General features: G+C 65.6%; 16 protein-coding genes and 1 pseudogene. 10 read left to right on the top strand and 7 right to left on the bottom strand.

The genetic code is table 11. The features are described 5' to 3' along the window. Nucleotides 1-218 precede the first annotated feature (218 nt). The 6 genes and pseudogenes from TPR58_RS05520 to TPR58_RS05495 form a co-directional block, all read right to left on the bottom strand. Nucleotides 219-1,042: pseudogene (locus TPR58_RS05520) on the bottom strand (IS5 family transposase). Between the two features lie 282 nt (nt 1,043-1,324). Then, complete coding sequence (locus TPR58_RS05515; protein WP_346245618.1) at nt 1,325-2,236, bottom strand: NAD(P)H-dependent flavin oxidoreductase; 912 nt, start codon at nt 2,234-2,236, stop codon at nt 1,325-1,327. Beyond that, a complete protein-coding gene (locus TPR58_RS05510; RefSeq protein WP_346245617.1) occupies nt 2,233-3,384 on the bottom strand; it encodes a thiolase family protein in 1,152 nt (383 codons plus the stop codon). The genes TPR58_RS05515 and TPR58_RS05510 overlap by 4 nt, the downstream gene beginning before the upstream one ends. Then, the gene (locus TPR58_RS05505) at nt 3,381-4,442 is read right to left on the bottom strand and encodes an NAD(P)H-dependent amine dehydrogenase family protein (protein WP_346245616.1); all 1,062 of its coding nucleotides are present in this window, start codon (nt 4,440-4,442) and stop codon (nt 3,381-3,383) included. The genes TPR58_RS05510 and TPR58_RS05505 overlap by 4 nt, the downstream gene beginning before the upstream one ends. Before the next feature lie 4 nt (nt 4,443-4,446). After that, nucleotides 4,447-5,925 (bottom strand): carotenoid oxygenase family protein, encoded by a 1,479-nt coding sequence (locus TPR58_RS05500; RefSeq protein ID WP_346245615.1) that lies wholly within the window; start codon nt 5,923-5,925, stop codon nt 4,447-4,449. A gap of 69 nt (nt 5,926-5,994) precedes the next feature. Continuing rightward, nucleotides 5,995-8,256: a TonB-dependent receptor gene (locus tag TPR58_RS05495; RefSeq protein ID WP_346245614.1), complete on the bottom strand. Its 2,262-nt coding sequence runs from the start codon at nt 8,254-8,256 to the stop codon at nt 5,995-5,997. A gap of 159 nt (nt 8,257-8,415) precedes the next feature. On the opposite strand from TPR58_RS05495, the gene TPR58_RS05490 reads away from it, so the two are divergent. The 10 genes from TPR58_RS05490 to TPR58_RS05445 all read left to right on the top strand — a co-directional run bounded on the left by TPR58_RS05490 (nt 8,416) and on the right by TPR58_RS05445 (nt 17,996). Continuing rightward, nucleotides 8,416-8,826, top strand: coding sequence for a nuclear transport factor 2 family protein (locus TPR58_RS05490; RefSeq protein ID WP_346245613.1), 411 nt, complete (start codon nt 8,416-8,418; stop codon nt 8,824-8,826). 12 nt (nt 8,827-8,838) lie between these two features. Then, nucleotides 8,839-10,227, top strand: a complete 1,389-nt coding sequence (locus tag TPR58_RS05485; RefSeq protein WP_346245612.1) for an MFS transporter — start codon at nt 8,839-8,841, stop codon at nt 10,225-10,227. Then, entirely contained in the window at nt 10,224-11,444 is a 1,221-nt protein-coding gene (locus TPR58_RS05480; RefSeq protein WP_346245611.1) for an acetyl-CoA acetyltransferase, read from the top strand. The genes TPR58_RS05485 and TPR58_RS05480 overlap by 4 nt, the downstream gene beginning before the upstream one ends. Nucleotides 11,445-11,524: 80 nt before the next feature. Beyond that, complete coding sequence (locus tag TPR58_RS05475; protein WP_346245610.1) at nt 11,525-11,953, top strand: nuclear transport factor 2 family protein; 429 nt, start codon at nt 11,525-11,527, stop codon at nt 11,951-11,953. Between the two features lie 2 nt (nt 11,954-11,955). Further along, nucleotides 11,956-13,749 (top strand): AMP-binding protein, encoded by a 1,794-nt coding sequence (locus tag TPR58_RS05470; protein WP_346245609.1) that lies wholly within the window; start codon nt 11,956-11,958, stop codon nt 13,747-13,749. Next, nucleotides 13,746-14,273: a nuclear transport factor 2 family protein gene (locus TPR58_RS05465; RefSeq protein ID WP_346245608.1), complete on the top strand. Its 528-nt coding sequence runs from the start codon at nt 13,746-13,748 to the stop codon at nt 14,271-14,273. Before TPR58_RS05470 ends, TPR58_RS05465 begins: the two co-directional genes overlap by 4 nt. After that, complete coding sequence (locus tag TPR58_RS05460) at nt 14,273-15,037, top strand: SDR family oxidoreductase (protein WP_346245607.1); 765 nt, start codon at nt 14,273-14,275, stop codon at nt 15,035-15,037. Before TPR58_RS05465 ends, TPR58_RS05460 begins: the two co-directional genes overlap by 1 nt. 31 nt (nt 15,038-15,068) lie before the next feature. Then, nucleotides 15,069-15,869, top strand: coding sequence for a DUF1295 domain-containing protein (locus TPR58_RS05455; RefSeq protein ID WP_346245606.1), 801 nt, complete (start codon nt 15,069-15,071; stop codon nt 15,867-15,869). Between the two features lie 13 nt (nt 15,870-15,882). Continuing rightward, entirely contained in the window at nt 15,883-17,586 is a 1,704-nt protein-coding gene (locus TPR58_RS05450) for a class I adenylate-forming enzyme family protein (protein ID WP_346245605.1), read from the top strand. Continuing rightward, a complete protein-coding gene (locus tag TPR58_RS05445) occupies nt 17,583-17,996 on the top strand; it encodes a nuclear transport factor 2 family protein (protein ID WP_346245604.1) in 414 nt (137 codons plus the stop codon). Before TPR58_RS05450 ends, TPR58_RS05445 begins: the two co-directional genes overlap by 4 nt. 13 nt (nt 17,997-18,009) lie before the next feature. Here TPR58_RS05445 and TPR58_RS05440 read toward each other — a convergent pair whose 3' ends face one another. Beyond that, the gene (locus tag TPR58_RS05440; RefSeq protein ID WP_346245603.1) at nt 18,010-19,059 is read right to left on the bottom strand and encodes a winged helix-turn-helix transcriptional regulator; all 1,050 of its coding nucleotides are present in this window, start codon (nt 19,057-19,059) and stop codon (nt 18,010-18,012) included. Nucleotides 19,060-19,132: the final 73 nt, after the last annotated feature.

Below are 19,132 nucleotides of genomic sequence, written 5' to 3'. Positions count from 1 at the left end.
GACGTATCACCCGAATCCTGCGCGACTGCTTTGTCCGCAAGCCCATTGAGCACGGCGCTAGCAAGTGCGATTCCAATTATCATCCTACGCTTCATTACGCGATGACTCGCAGAAATGCCGGATGTCCGCAACTGGGCGATTTTTGGCCCACTCTTATATTTAGACGATCAAGACCGGACGCTTACCACCATTCTCCCGCTAAGAGTCCGTTTGGAAAATCAGGGGTGAGCGTTTCGTCGTAGGAGATTGCCGCCCATTGCGACGAGGATCATGGCGTGCGAGACGTCGATCCGCTTTTCGTAGTCGCGGACGAGCCGGCGCCATCGTGTCATCCAGCCAAAGCTTCTCTCGACGACCCAGCGCCGGGGCAAGACGTTGAAACCCTGCTGGCGATCACTGCGGCGGATGACCTCCACAACGAAGTCCATATAGCTGGCCTTGTCCATGAGCTTGAGGCGATCATAGGCGCCATCGGCGAAGAGGTGCTTCACCCACGGCCAGCGCTTGCGGATGGCATCGAGAATGGCCTGGGCGCCTGCGCTATCCGAGATGTCGGCCGTGGTCAGGTTCACCATCAGCAGCCGGCCATCGGTATCGACGGCGATGTGCCGCTTGCGCCCGACGACCTTCTTGCCCGCGTCAAAACCGCGCATTTCCGCCGATGGGGCCTTGACCGACTGGCTGTCGATCACCGCCGCGCTCGGGCTCTCTTCCCGACCCTGCCGTGCGCGGTCCAGCATCAATTCGACGTCGTGGATCGTCTGGAACAGGAAGCGCCGCGCCAGTTCCCGGAACCAGCCATAGACCGTCTGCCATGCGCCGAAGTGGACCGGCAGCATACGCCACCCACAACCCGAGCGAACCAGATAGCGCACGGCGTTGATGACTTCGCGGAAATCCACCTCACGAGGGCGGCCACGGCGTCCCGGCTTGGGCATCAGCGGCGCAAGACGATCCCGTTCCTCATCGGTCAGGTCACTGGGGTAGCGCTTCGTCTTCCTGGCAATTCGGGCCATTCGCCCCGGCTCTGCTGTGTCCACATCCGGAGGATGAATCAGACCAACACCCTTCCGGCAACCCCTCCAGCCGATTTTCCAAACGGTCTCTAAGATGTTGCGATGTTGGCAAATTTCCGAGAATGTCGTTTTTCGCGTGCCAGGGTGTCCATCCAGATGGATGGCTCGCAACTCATGACGGAAGCTGCAAGCAAGCGACCAACAGAAGACCTTGCTGCGCCGTGCTCGCGCTCCTGATGCAGCCATGGGCCGACGACAGACATGCCGATCTTGTCGGATCGCGCACGGCCTGCTCCATCATCTTGAAGCTACATCATCTTCGGTAGCCGCAATACGACCTCCCGGTACTCCGCCTCGAGTTCGTCGATGATCGTTTCCAGCGGCGCAGTGTGCCGGATTGCGCCGACGCCCTGCCCTGCCGACCAGATATCGCGCCAGCGTCCGGCTGCAGCACCGGCCTCGTAGTTTCGGTTCGGCGTCGAGCCGTCGTCGGCGAGATATCCGGCGGCCGCGAGGCTGGCGCGCAGCCAGGATGCCATCGTTCCGGTCACCCGGTCGCTCAGCACGATATCCTCGAGACCCGCCGCCACAACCGCCTGCTTGTAGTCGGAGCCCGCCAGGCTCTCGTCACAGGCGATGAAGTGCGTGCCCATGCACGCCATGTCGGCGCCGGCGGCAAGCGCCGCCGCGATCCCCGCGCCATCGCCGATCCCACCACCGATCGAAAGCGGCCCGCGATGGAATCGCCGCACAGCCGAGACGAAGGCGAACGGCGACAGGGATCCGGTATGACCACCGGCTCCGGCAGCAAGGCAGGCAAGTCCGTCCGCACCGGCCGCCAGCGCCTTGCGAGCAAGCGCCACGTTGGGCACATCGGCCATCACCATGCCGCCATAGCCGTGCGCGGTCGCCACGGCCGCTGCCGGGCTGCCCAGCGCAGTGATCAGCACCGGCGGACGATATTTGGCGATCAGCGCAAGATCGTCCGCCAGGCGCGGATTGCTCGAATGGGTGATGACGTTGACCGCCCATGGTCTGCCCTCGACACGCGCGGCGACCTCGGCCATCCAGCGATCGAGTTCCGCCGCCGTGCGGCAATTGGGCGTGGGGAATGCGCCGAGCACGCCTGCCCGCGCCGCAGCGACCACCATCTCGACGCCCGACACCAGAAACATCGGCGCAACCAGCACCGGCAGCCTCAGACCCTTGGTGATACTCATCCCGAAACCCGCTCCACGATCATCGCCGCTCCGATCCCGGCAGCCCCGGTAACCACGACCAGCCCGTACCGACCATCGCGAACGTCCAGCACGTCGAGCAGGGTCGACACCAGGATCGCGCCGGTCGCACCCATGGGATGCCCCTTGGCCAGATGGCCGCCGCCGACGTTCACCCGTGCGGGATCGACCTGGTGATCGCGCAGGAACGCCGCGATCACGACTGCGAACGCCTCCATGAACTCGATCGCGTCCATATCGGCGAGCGTCAGCCCCGCGCGATCCAGCACGCGCGCCATCGCGTCGAACCCGGCCAGCAGGGAATCATCGACGGATCCGCCGCACTGCGCATAGGCGACGATCCGCGCCCGCGCGCCTTCCGCCTCGCGCGACACCATCGCCAGCGCCGCGCCGTCGCACATCGGCGGCGCGTGGGCCAGGGTCAGGCGGGGCTCGAACGCCGCGTCGCCCAGTGCGCCAGCATAGGCGTCGCGCAGGTCGGCAAATGCCGGTTCCATCGCCCCGGCCATTTCGGCGGTCATGCGTCCCCGCACGCACTCGTCCCGCTCCAGTCCGCCAAAGCGAATGCGCGATGCGATCAGCCCGGGCTCGTGTTCCGCGGCCGCGGCCGCCTGTTGAGAGGCTAGCGCCACCGCGTCCATCGCCGCGCGGTCAATGCCCAATCGGGTCGCGAGACGGTCGGCGGACAACGCCACTGGAATATAGCGCGCGGGCGGCGCAAAGCCGTCATCCTCGTAATAGCGCGCCTGGTCCGCCATGAACGGCACCTGCGACATCATCTCGACGCCGCCGGCCAAGGCGCGATCGATAATGCCGGTCTCGATCAGTGCCGCCGCCTGACCGATGGCGACCAGGCCCGACGTGCAATAGGCGTTGATCGTCTGCGCGGCGGCCGGGTCGGGCAGGCCCGCCGCCAGTTTCGACACCTCGGCAATGTTGCCGCCCTGTGCGCCGATCTGTCCGACGCAGCCGAGCATCAGCGCATCGGCCCGTCGCGGGTGCGCCCCGCGCGCATCGAGCGCCTCCACCAGGGCGGCGACCAGGCCATGTGGCGTTTCCCCCGCCAGGCCACCGTCCGCTTTCGCCTTGCCGCGCGGGGTGCGCAGCGCCTCGCGGATATACACCGTCACAAGCTGTCTCCCGAAAGCCGCGCGCGCCATGCCGGCGGGTGTGGATAGGCGAAGAAACCGGGCGGTGCCCCGACCACGTGCGGGATGGCCGCCAGCGCCACGGCGACTGTCGCGTCGGTCAGCGCACGTGCACGCGGCATCGCCGGATCCCCCTCGTCGATCGACAGCGTCATGCGAATATTGGGCCGCCCCTCGATCGCGATCGTCCAGTGCGCCGCACCGATCTCCGGGTGGAGCGACGGGTCGGCGGTCCACAGAATCGCCAGTTCGATCCGCCCCCCGCCTTCCAGCATGGCAAGCCAGCGCCAGCGGGTCGCCGCGACCCGCCCCGCCGCGATCACGCCCGCCGCGACATGGATGTCGCGGGGAGCGCGGGTCAGTTCATGCGCCGGCTCGATCCGTGCGATCCTCTCGCCCAGCCCCTGCGCCGCGAGATGCAGCACTTCGGAAAAGAGCTGCGTATAGAGCTGTGCCAGCGGTCCTCGCGTAACGTCGTCCGTATCGGGATCGCTGCCGAACCCCATCAGGCCGAACACGAAACCGGGTGAGGTCATGGCCGAGGCGTCGACCGTCTCATGAACGCGTACCGCATCCAGCCGGCTGCACAGGCCCGTCGCCGCCAGCGCGATGCGCTCGACGATCACGCCGGGATTGACGCCCAGGCCGGCCAGCGTGCTTCCGCCTGCGACACAGGCGGCGCGCAGCGGTTCGGCATAGTCCGGCGCGTGCGCCCAGGGTGCGTGGAAACCGGCGATAGAGATGATGTTCTTGCCAGCCGCTAGCAGTCGTTCGACATCCGCATTCATCGCCGCATAGGGCAAGGTGATCCGCGGCATGTGGAGCACCACATCGGCGTCGAGCGCCAGGATCGCCGCAATATCATTGGTCGCGGTGACCCCGACCGGATCGCGCCCGGCCAGCGTGCCGGCATCCTGACCGGCCTTGGCGGCCGAATAGACGTGACACCCGACCAGTTCGAGTTCGGGGTGATCGATCACGCGCCGCAGCGCGGTCCGCCCCATCGATCCGGTCGCCCATTGAACCACGCGATAGACCACCGAGTCAGTCCGCTCGACCTGTATCGACGACGCTGCGGTCCGCCCATACTGCATGGGTACCGCTGCTGATCTTGTGCGGCAGCGCGATCCGGCACACCGGGCCGGCCGCAAGATCCTTCGCATCGACCAGGATGCACTCGGACGTCCCACGATTCTCGTCGATCACGAAGCTGATCAGATAGCCGTCATCCTCGTCGACCGCGCCGATGCGCGGCGCGAACGGCGCCTCGCTGGCGTAGCGCCCTTCCTCCAGCATCAACTCGGTCGTCTCGCCGGTGAGCAGGTCGTGCTTGACGAACCCGTTGAACAGAAACCAGCCGGGTTTCGCCGTGACCGAATAGACATAGCGATAGGGCTTGCCGGCATGTCGGGCGTTCATCATGCCGAACTCGACGATCCGGTCCGACAGCCGCTGCTCGACCGTCTCTCCGGTCCTCAGGTTGAAGCGCCAGCGGTGAAGCCGGCTCTTGAAGCTGTGCATGTCGAGATAGGCCATCAGATGCTCGTGCCCGGCGACCGCGCCTTCTGCGAGGGGGCCAGGGGTGGGCTCTTCCTGGAAATAGCCATCGACCACGATCTCGTCGCCGTCTTCGTAGGCGTTGACGAAATGCAGCGCATAGCAGGGCGCCGCCTCGAACCAGCGAATGTCCTCGGCCCCGCCGTGCCGCGGAATCACCGCGAAGCGCGACGGCAGCGAATCATGGAAGCGTACTGCGTGGATGTCGCGTTCGAGCAGCCTTTCGTCCCAGAAGGTCGGCAAATCGTTGAGAATCGAATAGTGCTCGGTAAACGCCATATCGTGCGGCAGGCGTGGCCCCGGCAACGCAACGGGCACATAGGATTTGAGCCGCCCGTCCGCGCCCACGACGCCATAATGCATATAGGGTGGATGCTTCGAATAGTTGAAGAACAGCAGCTCTCCGGTTGTCTCGTCGACCTTGCAATGCGCCGATACGCCGTCGATCGGCGCCCAGGGCGCAACGCCGAGATCCTCCAGCGTATCGGGATCGATCTGATATGCCTCGCCGCATTGATAGAAGGTCGCCAGGATCTTGCCGGCATGGACGACGACGTCGGTCGAGGCGCTGTCCTTGATCGCACCATGGGCGCCGAAGCCCGGGCGCTTGGCCGTGCTCACCGGATCGGCCAGCCCGCCCCACAGGGATTCGCCCGCCTCCTGCTCCGCCGCGAAACACCGCGTTCGCACGAAGCGGTTGCCATAGCGGACCCGCCCGTTCGAGAATTCGATCCGGTGGAGCATCGCATCCCCGTCGAACGGGTGGTGCCGCCCCAGGGGCTGGTGCACCTGGTTCTCGGTGTTGCGGACATAGATGCCGGCGATATCGGTCGGCACGACGCCCTCGATCACCTCAAGGTCTTCCGCATCCACCTCTTCGTGCAACGGGGTCCAGGCACCGGTCAGATAGGGGTGATTGCTCGGCTTCAGACTGGTGACGACCGGCGGATGGCGAAACAGTTTCATGGACGATTTCCTTTTGTGATCGCCGTCTGGGAGCAAGCGCGGGTAGCGGCCTTCACGGGGCGAGCAACGTCAGAACCGGGTCGACAGGCGCAGGCCATAGGTGCGCGGCGCACCGTATAGCGAGGACTCGTCGCCCAGGAACGGAATCACGCTGACGCGGTAGAGCCGGTTGGTCAGGTTCTTGGCCCATAGCGAGAGCGCCCAGCCATTATCCGCCGCGCCGATGCCGATCCGGGCGCTGAGCAGACCATAGCCCGGCTCGGCATTGGTGTTGTCGGGTCCGTAGAAGAACGCGTCCTGATAGACATAATCGATATGGGTCCGCAGCGCGAGATTGGTACCCAGCGGCAATGTATGATCGGCCGCGACCGAATACTGGAAGTCGGAGGTGCGCGGCAGCTTGTTTCCGGTGAAGTCCAGCTTGCGGCCCTGATCGATATAGTCGAGATATTTGGCGTCGATGATCGATCCCGATCCCGACAGCGTCAGGTTTTGGGTCACCGCGACGGTCAACTCGCCTTCGACACCGCGGATCCGGGCGTCCGCGGCATTGGCGACGACGGTGGTCAGCAGCACGTCGTCGAGCTGTTCGACCTGAAGATCCTTGAAGTCGAGCTGGAACGCGGCCAGGTTCAGGCGAACCCGGCGGTCGAAAAAGTCGCTCTTGATGCCGATTTCATAGTTCCAGGCGGTCTCGGGGTCGAAGGGGCGCAGCGCCGTTGCCCGGTCCGGAGTCGCAGACTGCCAGCCGCCTCCCTTGAACCCGCGCGCGGCCGAGGCATAGAGCAGGATATCCGGCGTCGCCTTGAACTCGATGGCGAAGCGCGGCGTCACCTCTCGCCAGGTCTTCTCGACCTCGACCGCATAGGGTTCACGCAGCGGAGCCGGCGACAGGATGTCGCCCGGCCGGCCGAGACTCAGGATGCGCGCCTCGCCGTCCATCCGCTTCTTGTCGACCGTATAGCGCGCGCCGGCGGTTACGGTAAGCTGCGGGATGATCGACCACGACACTTCGCCGAAGGCCGCATAGTTCTGGGCAACCCCGAACTGGTCGAAGATATTTTCACCATCCAGGCTATCGCGCGTGCTGCCCGGCCCGCCCGGCAGGAAGCTGTTCGCGGTATTGCGCGAGCTGCGGTCGGTTTCCTCGCGCAGGTAATAGAGACCCGCCAGCCAGCGCAGCGACCCGGTGCCGTTCGATGCGATTCGCAGTTCCTGGGTGATGCCCTGATATTTCTCGAACTGGGTCAGCACCGAGTCGGTGAAGGATGGCGGCGACGCGGCGCCCGCCTGGCTGTAGCGCTGTCCGGAATCGCCACCGCGAAGTGCGGCGAGATAGGTGAAGGTGGCAAAGTCCGCGTCGTAATCGACGCGTCCCGTCACGCCGTAGGTCTTGCGCCGGTTGAACTGATCGTACGGCGTCTCCGTCGTGCGCGGATCCTTCGAAAGCTGACCGGTCGTGATCGGTCCGATCCCCGGCCGGGTCGGATCGTCGACGGCGTGGCGCGCCTGACCGCCGCTATTGTCACGACTGAAATCGCCGACCACGTTGATCGTCAGGTTACTGGTCGGCCGCGCAAGCAGCGACAGCCGCGCGCCATAGCTGTCGAGATTCTCCAGCTCCTGTCCGTTGACGATGTTGCGGCTGAAGCCGTCGTGGCGGTTGGTGTAGAGCGCGACGCGCGCCGCGATCGTCTCGCTCAGTGCTCCGGTGGCGTAGCTCTCAGTCTGGATGCTGTTGTAATTCCCGACCGAGATGGACACCCCGGCGGCCGAGCTGAACTTGGGCGCAGCGGTGACGAGACTGACCGCGCCGCCCACCACATTCTTGCCGAAGATGGTACCCTGCGGCCCGCGCAGCACCTCGACTCGCTCCAGGTCGAAGATCGGCGGAGTCGCCGACCCGCGGCGGCCGATATAGACCTCGTTGAGGAACAACCCGATCGACGGATCGGCGGTGGCGCTGTTCAGCCGTACCGTACCCACGCCGCGGATAAAGGCTTCCTGCTCGAGCGAGCTTTGCGACTGGAAGGTGAAGCTGGGCGTACGCCCGGCGAATTCAGACAGGTTGACGATCTGTGCGTCGCGAATCGTATCTCCATCATAGGCGGTGATCGCGATCGGCACGTTTTGCAGGCTCTCCTCGCGCTTGCGTGCGGTGACGACGATGTCGCTGACCTGCGGACCGTCGGCATGCGCACGCTCCTCTTCAGGTGCAGCTTCCTGCGCCAGGGCGGGCGCGCCCAACATCACGGCAGCAAGGCCGGCCGCGAGGCCGGTCGAGGTCAACATCGAACGAATCACGCCTTTGCGCAGGTCGCCAATCATCATGCTCTCTCCCTCAAACTCGCCCGGCTCGTACCGCGGCGCCTATCAGTCGCTTTATGCAAGTAGGTTCATATGAGGTCGCTTGCTTGTCAAGACTTACTTGTTGACATGCACGCCAAGCGCCTTCAAGCTACTTGCATAAACAGACTATGGGAGAGGCGCATGTCCGTATCGGATGAGCGGATGATTGCTGTCGGCCGCGAGATGATCGACGCATGGAACGACATGGACTGGGACCGTGCGGCGTCGCTGATGACCGAGGACGCGGTGCTTCACTCGATGATGATCGACCCGATCGTCGGACGAGACGCGATCCACAAACGCATCTCCGGCCTGGGCGCGCTGGCTGACAGCATCGCACTCGAAGTGCGCAACGTCGGCGTGGTCAACGGCACGCTCTACATGGAGCGGCTCGATCGGTTCGTGTGCAAGGGAAAGCCCGGGGCTACCCCCGTTTGCGGCGCGCTGGAGTTCGAGGGCGACAAGATCAAGGTCTGGCGCGAATATTATGATCGCCACCATCTGCTCAGCGAGATGGGCATGGCGCAGGATTTCGATACGAGCACCCGATAGGGGGCGCCGCAGATGGCCACCGCCGCCCCGCCCCATGCCTCAGCCGCGCCTGATGCCAGAGCGCAGGCCGCGGCTGCAGACTGGCCGCCGCCATCGCGCAGCTGGTTCGCGGTGGCGGTACTCACGCTGGGCTATGTCGTGTCGTTCGTCGACCGGACGATCCTCAGTCTGCTGATCGACCCGATCAAGGCCGATCTGGGGCTGAACGACACGCAGATCGCACTGTTGCAGGGGCTGGCGTTTGGCCTGTTCTACACCGCGATGGGCCTTCCGATCGGATGGCTGGTCGACCGGATCTCACGCAAGCGGGTGATCGGTGCGGGAGTCGCCTTCTGGTGCCTCTCGACCGCCGCATGCGGCCTGGCAGGCAATTTCTGGCACCTGTTCGTCGCGCGAATGGGCGTGGGTGCGGGTGAGGCGACGCTTTCGCCAGCCGCGATCTCGATGATCGGCGACACTTTCCCCCCCGAAAAGCGCGCCTTCCCGATCAGTGTCTATTCGATGGCCAGCTCGATCGGCGCGGGACTGGCTCTGATGGTGGGCGGCGCCGTGATCGGCGCAGTCGCGGCAAGCCCGGAGGTGGTGCTGCCGGTGATCGGCGCCGTTGCGCCGTGGCAGGCGACCTTCATCATCGTGGGACTGGCGGGCTTGGTCGTCGTCATGTTGCTCGCATTCGTGACCGAGCCGGTGCGCCGCGAAGTGCCGGCCCCGGCGCAGGCCGGCACGGGCCTCCTCGCGCATATCCGCCGGCACCCCGGCTTTCACCTGCGCCATCTGGGCGGCATGGCACTCTATTGCACGCTGATCTACGGCGTCCTGTCCTGGATGCCTGCCTATTTCATGCGCAGCTTCGGCTGGAGCGCGGCAGAGGTCGGGCTGCGTTATGGTTTCGTCGTTCTGGTGTTCGGCGGCTTCGGCCTGTCGGGCGCTGGCTGGCTGGCTTCCCATCTCGCGCAGCGGGGAGTCGAGGCTGCCAGCCTGAAGGTGACCGGATGGTCGATCCTGCTGGTGACGCCCTTCCTGGTCGCCGCCTGCCTTGCCCCGTCCGGCTGGATCGCGCTGGCCATCCTGGTGCCTGGCCTGATCTTCTTCACCGCCTCGGGCGGAATCGCGGTCGCCGCACTGTGCGAGGCGGCGCCCGGCACGCTGCGCGGACGCGTCGCCGCGCTCTATTTCTTCACGCTCGGCATCGTCGGTCTCACCATCGGGCCGGTCAGCATCGCGTTGATCACCGAATATGTGTTTCGCGATCCGCAGGCAGTTGGGCCCGCGATCGCGGTCGCCGCAGCCGTGCTCGGGCCCGCGGCCGGATTGCTCGTTCTCTTATCCGTCGGCCCGTTCCGGCACGCAGTCGCGGCGATGATCGCGACGACCCGACATCCGCAGGAGCAGCATATATGACCTATATTCTCGGTGGATGGCAGACCGACTTCGCAACCAATTGGGCGCGCGAGGGCAAGGACATGGCTGATGTGTTTGCCGAGACGCTGCAGGCCGGCCTTGCCGCCACGCAGATCGATGCCAGCGAGATCGAAGTGGGGCATGTCGGCAATTTCGTCGCCGAACTGTTCGCCGGCCAGGGCCTGCTGGGCGGCTTCTTCGGCCAGGTCGATCCGGCGCTCGACGGGCTGCCGACCGCGCGCCACGAGGCGGCCTGCGCATCCGGCTCGGTCGCGATCATGGCGGCGATGGCCGATCTCGAATCCGGCCGCTACGACCTCGCCTGCGTCATCGGCCTGGAGCAGATGCGCAACGTGCCGGGACTCACCGCCGCACAGCATCTCGGCGCGGCGGCATGGACGGGGCACGAATTCGGCGATGCGACCTATGTCTGGCCACGCGCCTTTTCCGATCTGACGCAGGAATATGATCGCCGCTATGGCATCGACCCGCGGCACCTCGGCCGCATCGCCGAAATCAATTTCGCCAATGGGCGCCGGAACCCCAACGCCCAGACGCGTGGCTGGCGGTTCACGCCGGAAAGCTTCACGCCGGACGACGAGGCCAATCCGGTGGTCGAGGGACGCATCCGAAAGACCGATTGCGGGCAGGTGACCGATGGTGCGAGCGTCATCTTTCTCGCCTCGCCCCGCCGCGCCGCCGCCCATGCCGAACGGCGCGGTATCGCGATGGATCGCCTATCGCGCATTTCGGGTTGGGGACATCGATCCGCACCGATTTCCTACGCGCGCAAGATCTCCGATTCCGACGGTGCGGCTTATGTCTTTCCGCAGGTGAAGCGCGCGGCCGAGGAAGCGCGTGCGCGCGCCGGCGTCCCGGTCGAGGCGATCGACGCGTTCGAGGTCCATGATTGCTTCACCACCACCGAATATATGGCGATCGACCATCTCGGCCTGACAGCGCCCGGCGAGGCATGGAAGGCGATCGAGTCCGGCGCGATCGAGATCGGCGGCGCGCATCCGGTCAACCCCTCGGGCGGGCTGATCGGCGGCGGGCACCCGGTCGGTGCGACCGGCATCCGCATGGCGCTCGACGGGCACAAGCAGGTGACCGGCATCGCGGGCGACTATCAGGTCGAAGGCGCACGTACCGTTCAGACACTGAATATCGGAGGATCGACCACGACGACGGTCAGCCTGATCGTCACGCGCGAGTGATCCGCCGACGAACCCTGATGATCGGGAGCGCGGCCCTGTTGCTGGTCGAACCCCTCCCGGCATTTGCGAAGGAGAGAGAGATGACCGACCATGTTGCGACGCTGCGGCGCGTAATCGAAAGCTGGCACCGCGCGGACATCGACGGAGTGCTCGCCTGCCTCCATCCGGACGTCGTCTGGAACAACTCCGGCGGCATCCGCGCTCCGCTCAAGGGACGCGACGCGATGCGCAAGGCGCTCGAGGCGATGAAGGGCCGGATCACCAACAATCGCTGGCGGCTGTTCGACGTGGCGCAGGTCGGCGACACCGTCTGGATGGAGGGCGTCGATGAATTCGACACCACGGACGGCATCCGCGTCGCCATCCCCTATTGCGGGATACTCAACTATGAAGACGGTCTGATCCGCCACTGGCGCGAATATTTCGACGGCCGATTGCAGGAGAACCAGCTCGCCGGCCAGGGGGTCAGCGAGCATGTCGAGGCGATGCTCACGCGACCGGCGGTCTGACGATGGCCGCCGCCACGCCGCCGCCGTTTCGCGAAGCGCGGCTGATGCCGGTCGATCTATCCGTCGACCACCGCGACGACGGCACGATCGTCCTGGCGACGAACATCGCGCTCGCCGAACTCGACGCGAACCTGCCGGCCGCTTTCGCACGTGCGGCACGAATCCAGCCGGACAAGCCGGCGCTTGCCTGGCGTGAAGCTGGCCATGACGGTTGGCGCACGGTCGCCTATGCCGACCTCAAGCAACACATCGATGCGGCGACGCAATGGCTGCTCGATCATGCTCCGGACGGAAGGCCGTTGCTGCTGATCGCCGACAACGGTCTTGCCTTCGCAGTGATGAGCTTCGCCGGCTGGGCGGCGGGCCTGCCGGTGGTCCCGGTCAGTAGCGCCTATGCCGCGCTTGGCGGCGATTACGGCCGGCTGGCGCACGTCGTCCGCAAGACTCGCCCGGGCGTGATCGTGGCGGGCAACGCCGCGCGCATGGCCGGCGCGATCCGCGAACTCGATACCGGCGACGCGCTGATCGTGACCGACATCCCTTCGGCGATCGGGGCCATGGCGACCGCATTCGACACGCTCTACGCCTCCCTGCCCACCGATGCGGTGGCGACGGCGATCGATGCGATCCAGCCGGACGATCTCGCCGCCTATATGCTGACCTCGGGTTCGACCGGCCTGCCCAAGCTGGTCGAACTCAGCTTTGACAATTTCGGCGCCAATACGATCCAGTGCCGCCAGATGGTCGGCGAGGCCGCGGGGTGGCACGACGCGATGCTCGACTGGCTGCCCTGGCATCATGCCGCGGGCGCATCGGTGTTGCGCAATACGCTCACCGAGGGCGGCACGCTGTACATCGACGACGGCAAGCCGGTGCCCGGCCTGTTCGATGAGTCGATCCGCAATCTGAGGGAGATCGGCGTCGGCTTCTACAACAACGTACCGATGGGTTACGGCATGCTGGTCGAGGCGCTCGAACGCGACGCTGTGCTGCGCCGCACCTTCTTCTCGAAACTTCGCGTGATGCTCTATGGCGGTGCCGGGCTGAGCCAGCCGGTCTACGACCGGCTTCAGGCCGCCGCGATCGCAGAAACCGGCCATCGCATCATGCTGACCTCCGGCTATGGCGCGACCGAGACGGTATCGGCCTTCATGGCGATCTATTTCGAGACCGACCGGGTCGGCATCGGCCTCCCCGCCCCCGGCGCCACGGTCAAGCTGGTACCGCAGGGCGACCGCTTCGAAGTACGGGTCAAGGGACGGATGGTCACGCGCGGTTATCTCGACGAGCCGGACAAGACCGCCGCCGCCTTCGACGAGGAGGGCTTTTACCGGACCGGCGACATGGCGGTGTTCAACGATCCCGATCGTCCGGAGGCCGGGCTAGCCTTTGCCGGTCGGGTGGCCGAGGAGTTCAAGCTTTCGAGCGGCGCGTGGGTCTATGGCGGAGCACTGCGCGACCAGTTGCTCAAGGCGCTGGCACCGATGGTCCGCGAGGTGGTGCTGTGCGACGCCGACCGTCCCTATCTAACGCTCCTCGCCTGGTCGGCACCATCGGCATCTCGCACGGAGATCGCCGCCGCGCTCGCCGCGTTCAACGCCGGTCAGCAGGGCAGCGCATCGCGCATTCGCCGCGCGCTTTTGCTGGACGAACCGCCCAGCGCCAATGCGCACGAGATGTCGGACAAGGGAACGATCAACCGCCGCGCGGTGATCGATCGCCGCGCCGATCAGGTTGCGCGCCTCTACGCCGATATGCCCGACGCCGACATCATCGATCTGGGAGACGCCAAATGACCGACCCCGCCATCCAGGCGCTGCTCGACCGGCAGGCCATCACGGACGTCATCAACCTGTATCTGCGCGGCGCCGATCGTGCCGATATCGATCTGATCGCCGCGGCCTATCATGTTGACGCGATCGAGGACCATGGCGGCGTCTTCAAGGGGCCGGCATCCGACTATGTCGCGCTGATGGGCAAGATGCTGCCGCGCGCGGGCATCATGAACCATCTCGCCACCAACCTGGTGATCGAGCTCGACGGCGATATTGCTCATGCCGAACATTATATTCTGGCCTTTGCGCGGATGAAGAAGGACGGCGAGACGTTCGACACGCTGACCCTCGCCCGCGCGCTCGACCGGTTCGAGCGGCGAGACAGCCTGTGGAAGATCGCCCATCGCCGGCTGGTATGGGAATGGAACCACGAAATGCCTCATGCCGAAAGCTGGGGCCGCGGACTGATGTTCCCGCCCGGCACCGAGCTGGTCATGAGCGCGAAGAAGCCGGACGACAGTCTCTACAAGCGGGACGCCGCGTGATGGGCATGCAGATCGAGGGTTCGACGGCGCTGGTCACCGGCGGCAATCGCGGCATCGGCGAGGCGTTCGTCCGCGCATTGCTGAACCATGGCGCGGCGAAGGTCTATGTCGGCACCCGCGACCCGGCGAATGCAAGCCATCTGGCAGCGGAAGGCGGGTCGCGCGTCGAGGTCCTGACCCTCGACGTGGCCGATCCGGAGCAGATTCAGGCGGCCTCGCGCGATGCCGGCGACGTCTCGATCCTGGTCAACAATGCCGGCGCGTTCCTGAATCAGCGGCTGATCGGCGCAGATACGATCGACGCGGCCCGAGCCGAGATGGAGGTCAATTATTTCGGCTTGCTCGGCATGTGCCGCGCCTTCGCTCCGATCCTGAAGCGCAATGGCGGTGGCGCGATCGTCAATGTCCTGTCCTCCGGCGGGCTGGTCGCTGTGCCGGCAATGGGCGGCTACAGCCCGTCCAAATTCGCCGCGCGCGCGGCCAGCACCTCGATCCGCGCCGAACTGGCAAAGCAAGGCACCTCGGTGACCGCGCTGATCGTCGGATCGGTCGACACGCGCATGGCCGCGCATGTCGAGGGCACGAAGGAGCGCCCGGAGGATATCGCGCGCATTGGCCTTTCCGCGATCCGGCGCGGCGCCGACGAGATCGACACCGACCGCATGGCGATGGAAGTCCGCGCGGCGATGGCCCGCGATCCCAAGGCGCAGGAGCGCGCGCTGGCGCGGATGCTCGACATGGACAGCATTTCGACCGGGCGCTGATCCGGCAATCGGAAGGGGAAAGGAAACGGCAATGGCAATCGTGCAAATCCTGGCGATCAATGCGCTGACGGTCATCATCGCGTTCACCCTGCTCTGGGCGATCTGCGCGTCGATCCGCGATGTCACGATGGTCGATGCCTGGTGGGCGCTGGGCATGGCGTTGCTCGCACTGGCGACCTTCGTGCAGCTTGGCGGCGGAACCGACCGGCGCGTCCTGCTGCTCTCGCTCTGCATGGTCTGGGCCGTCCGGCTCGGCGGCTATCTCTTCTGGCGCTGGCGCGATCATGGTCCCGACCGTCGCTACGTTCGGATGATGGAGAAGGCTCAGGAGAAGCGCGGCTGGTCCTATGGCAAGGCGTCGTTCTGGCTCGTGTTCGCGACGCAGGCGCCGCTTCAATTCATCGTCGCCCTGCCGGTGATGCTGGGAATGATCCAGGCCGAACCATTGGCGCTCGGGACGCTCGCCCATGTCGGCGCCGCGCTTGCGATCTTCGGTATCGCTTTCGAAAGCGTCGGTGACTGGCAACTGACCCGCTTCCGCAAGAACCCCGCCAACCAGGGCAAGGTGCTGTCGACAGGCCTGTGGCGCTATACCCGCCATCCCAATTATTTCGGTGACGCCTGTGTTTGGTGGGGCCTGTTCCTGATCGGCGCGGAAACGGCGATCGGCTGGTGGGCGCTCCCGGGGCCGCTGCTGCTCACCTGGACGCTGATGAAATGGTCCGGCGCGCCGACGCTGGAGTTTCGCATGCGCAAGACCAAGCCCGACTATGCCGACTATATCGCGCGCACCTCGGGCTTCGTCCCTTGGCCGCCCAAGCGCGCCACCTGAACGGAGAGCCGAGATGCAATTGACGCCGCAGGACAAGGTCGATGACTATACCGCCCGGGGATGGTGGGGCGATCTGACGCTCGACGACTGGCTTCAGCGCAACCGGCGCGAGGTTCCCGATCGGATCGCACTGGTCGATCCGGCCAACCGGACCGATCTCGACGGCCGGCCGCCCCGGCGTCTGACCTGGGCGCAACTAGGCGAGGAGGTCGACCGCGTCGGCGCCGCATTGCTTGACTGCGGGCTGAGCAAGGATGACATTCTCACCTATCAGCTCCCCAATATCGCCGACACGGTGATCCTCGCGCTCGCCGCCTCTCGCATCGGGCTGATCATCTCACCGGTGGCGATGCCCTATCGCCGGCACGAGCTGACCCATGTCGCCGACACCGTTCGTCCGCGCGCGATCGTCACGCTCGCCACATTTGCGGGCTTCGATCATGCGGCGATGGCGCTCGACGTCGCGAGGGATCGCGACTGCCGGGTGCTCGTCACCGGCGGGAATGCAGTCGAGGGGACGATCGACCTCGACGCCCATATCGCCATCGCCGATCCTGCGCGTGCCGCTGCCTATCACGATGCCCAGCCGATGCGGCCGGCGGAAGTCTTCACGATCTTCTGGACGTCAGGGACCGAAGCGCGTCCGAAGGGCGTGCCGCGCGATCAGAACCAGTGGATCGTCAACGGCCAGATGGTTGCCGAGGCTGCCGATATCGGCGATGCGGAAGTGCTGCTGAACCCGTTCCCGTTGATCAACATCGGCTCGTTCGGGCTCGTGACGCCGTGGCTGATGAAACAGGGGACCTTGGTCCTCCACCACCCGTTCGATCTCCAGCTGTTCCTGCGCCAGATCGTCGAGGAGCGGGTCAACTATACCATCGCCGCACCCGCCATCCTCACGGCGCTGCTCAAGGCACCCGGGCTGCTCGACAGCATGGACCTTTCGTCACTGCGCGCGATCGGGTCGGGTTCGGCGCCGCTGTCGCCTTTCATGATCGAAGGTTTTGCGGAACGATACGGGATCGAGGTCTGCAATATCTACGGCTCGAACGAGGGCGCCTCGCTGTTCAGCGACGCCAGGTCGATGCCCGACCACAGCGAGCGCGCCCGATATTTCCCGCGCATGGGGGTAGAGGGGGTCGATTGGCCGGATAGCGTCAGCAACGCGATGATCCAGACGCGCCTCGTCGATCTCGAGACCGAGACCGACATTACCGAAGCCGGGAAGCCCGGCGAGCTGCGCTTCCAGGGGGCGGCGACCTTTGGAGGCTATTGGAATAATCGCGAGACCACGGCGAACGCCTTCGACGCGCAGGGCTTCTACCGCACCGGCGACCTGTTCGAGATCGCGGGAGACGGACCGGTGCCGCGCTTCTATCGCTTCGTCGGACGCTGCAAGGAGATCATCGTTCGCGGCGGCGTCAACATCTCCCCGGCGGAGATCGACGACCTGCTCGCAGGCCATCCCGCGATCAGGGAAGCCGCCGTGGTCGGACTGCCCGACGAGCGGATGGGCGAGCGAATGTGCGCGGCGGTCGTGCCGGTCGACGGTCAGCAGCTTGATCTTGCGACGATCACCGACTGGCTGGAGCAACGCGGCCTCGCACGCTTCAAATTACCCGAGCAGCTCGTGCTGCTCGATGCGCTGCCGCGCAACGCCATGAACAAGGTGCCGCGCCGCGAGCTGCGCGAGCTGATCCTGGACCGACCCGCTTGACCCGCCACGATTTGTTCACACGGCTGGTGACGGCATGGAATGCGGGCGACATCGACGGTGTGCTCGCAGTGATGACCGACGATGTGCGCTGGCACGTCGCCGCGGGCGCCTTCGCACCCCTCGAAGGCAAGGCGGCGGTGCGCGCCTTCCTCACCCACTTGCGAGCCGACATGACTGACACGCGCTGGCGCATCCTGCGGCACGCCGAGGACGGCGATCTGCTGTTCGTCGAAGGGATCGATGCCTATTGCCGCACCACCGGCGTCGAGATCGAAATGCCCTATGCCGCGGTTGTGGAGTTCGAGGGCGATCGCATAGCAGCCTGGCGCGACTATCTCGACACGCGCCGAATGGAGAAGCTTCGCGCGGGCGAAGCCGTACCCGACCATGTCCGCGCGTTGACCAACTGAGCCGGTCCCTGCACTAGGGCAGGATCGTCGAGGTTACCGTCACCTCGGCATGACACTGGTCGCAGGTGATACGCGACCGCAGCACATGCCCGCACGGCCGGTGCGTCAGGATCTGTGGCGGGCCCTTTTCGCCCGCGAGCCAGCGATCGCCCCAGCGGATCAATTCGACGATCAGCGGAAACAGATCGCGCCCCTCGGCAGTCAGGCGGTACTCGAACCGCTCGGGCTTTTCCTGGTAGCGCAGCCGCTCCAGTATCCGCAGCGCGACCAGGCGCGCAAGCCGCTCCGACAGAATGTTGGGCGCCACGCCCAACTGCTCCTCGAATTCACGGAACCGGCGGGTGCCACTGAACGCCGAGGCGATGGTGTGCGCGATCCAGCGGTCGCCGAGTACTTCCAGCGCACGTTCCAGCATCTTCTCGTGCGGATCCAGCTTGCCGCGCTCGACCGAAGATCGCCGCTGCGCGCGTGGCGCCTGCGGCGGTTCGAGCCCGGCCCCAGGCCCCTCCGTCGCGAAGACGTCGCGCGGAACCACTTCGTCATCGCACGCCGCGCAGCGCAGTTCGGGAGTGAAGACATGTCCGCATTGATGGCGCAGCGAATGGATCGGTGCCTCCGGATCGGGAAACCAGCGCTTTTCCCAGCGAATGATCATCAGCGACGCCCCGAACAGGTCGAGGCCCATCGGGGTCAGGCGATAGTCGTATCGCGGGGGACGATCCTGGTATCGGGCTCGCCGGAATACGCCAGCATCTACCAGCCGTCCCAGACGGTTGGTGAGCAAGCTCCGCGCAATTCCGATACGCCCCTGGAACCCTTCGAACCGCCTTACCCCGCCAAAGGCGAGATACAGGATCATCAACGTCCAGCGGTCGCCAAGCACGTCCAGCGCGCGGCGTGCGGAATTCGAGGGAATTTGGTGGAGCAAGCTGTCGCCGTTCAGGCCTGATGTGCGGGAAACTTCTATAACCGGACTCGCTACCGCGATTTGGCCCGCAAACCAATGTAAAATCTCGGCTAAAGGTTCAGACCGCTCAATCGGCGTTATTAGATGCGTCGCCAATTAATTCGGATCTGACGTCGCTGCCTGCCGCAGTGCACCGCAAGACAAGGATAGTTCGACCCGCCAGGCTGCG

Origin of the sequence: Sphingomonas rustica (assembly GCF_039652585.1) — a bacterium.
Classification (GTDB): Bacteria; Pseudomonadota; Alphaproteobacteria; order Sphingomonadales; family Sphingomonadaceae; genus Sphingomonas; species Sphingomonas rustica.
Note: the sequence above shows the minus strand (reverse complement) of the source record. Positions and strands in the feature narration are given on the sequence as shown.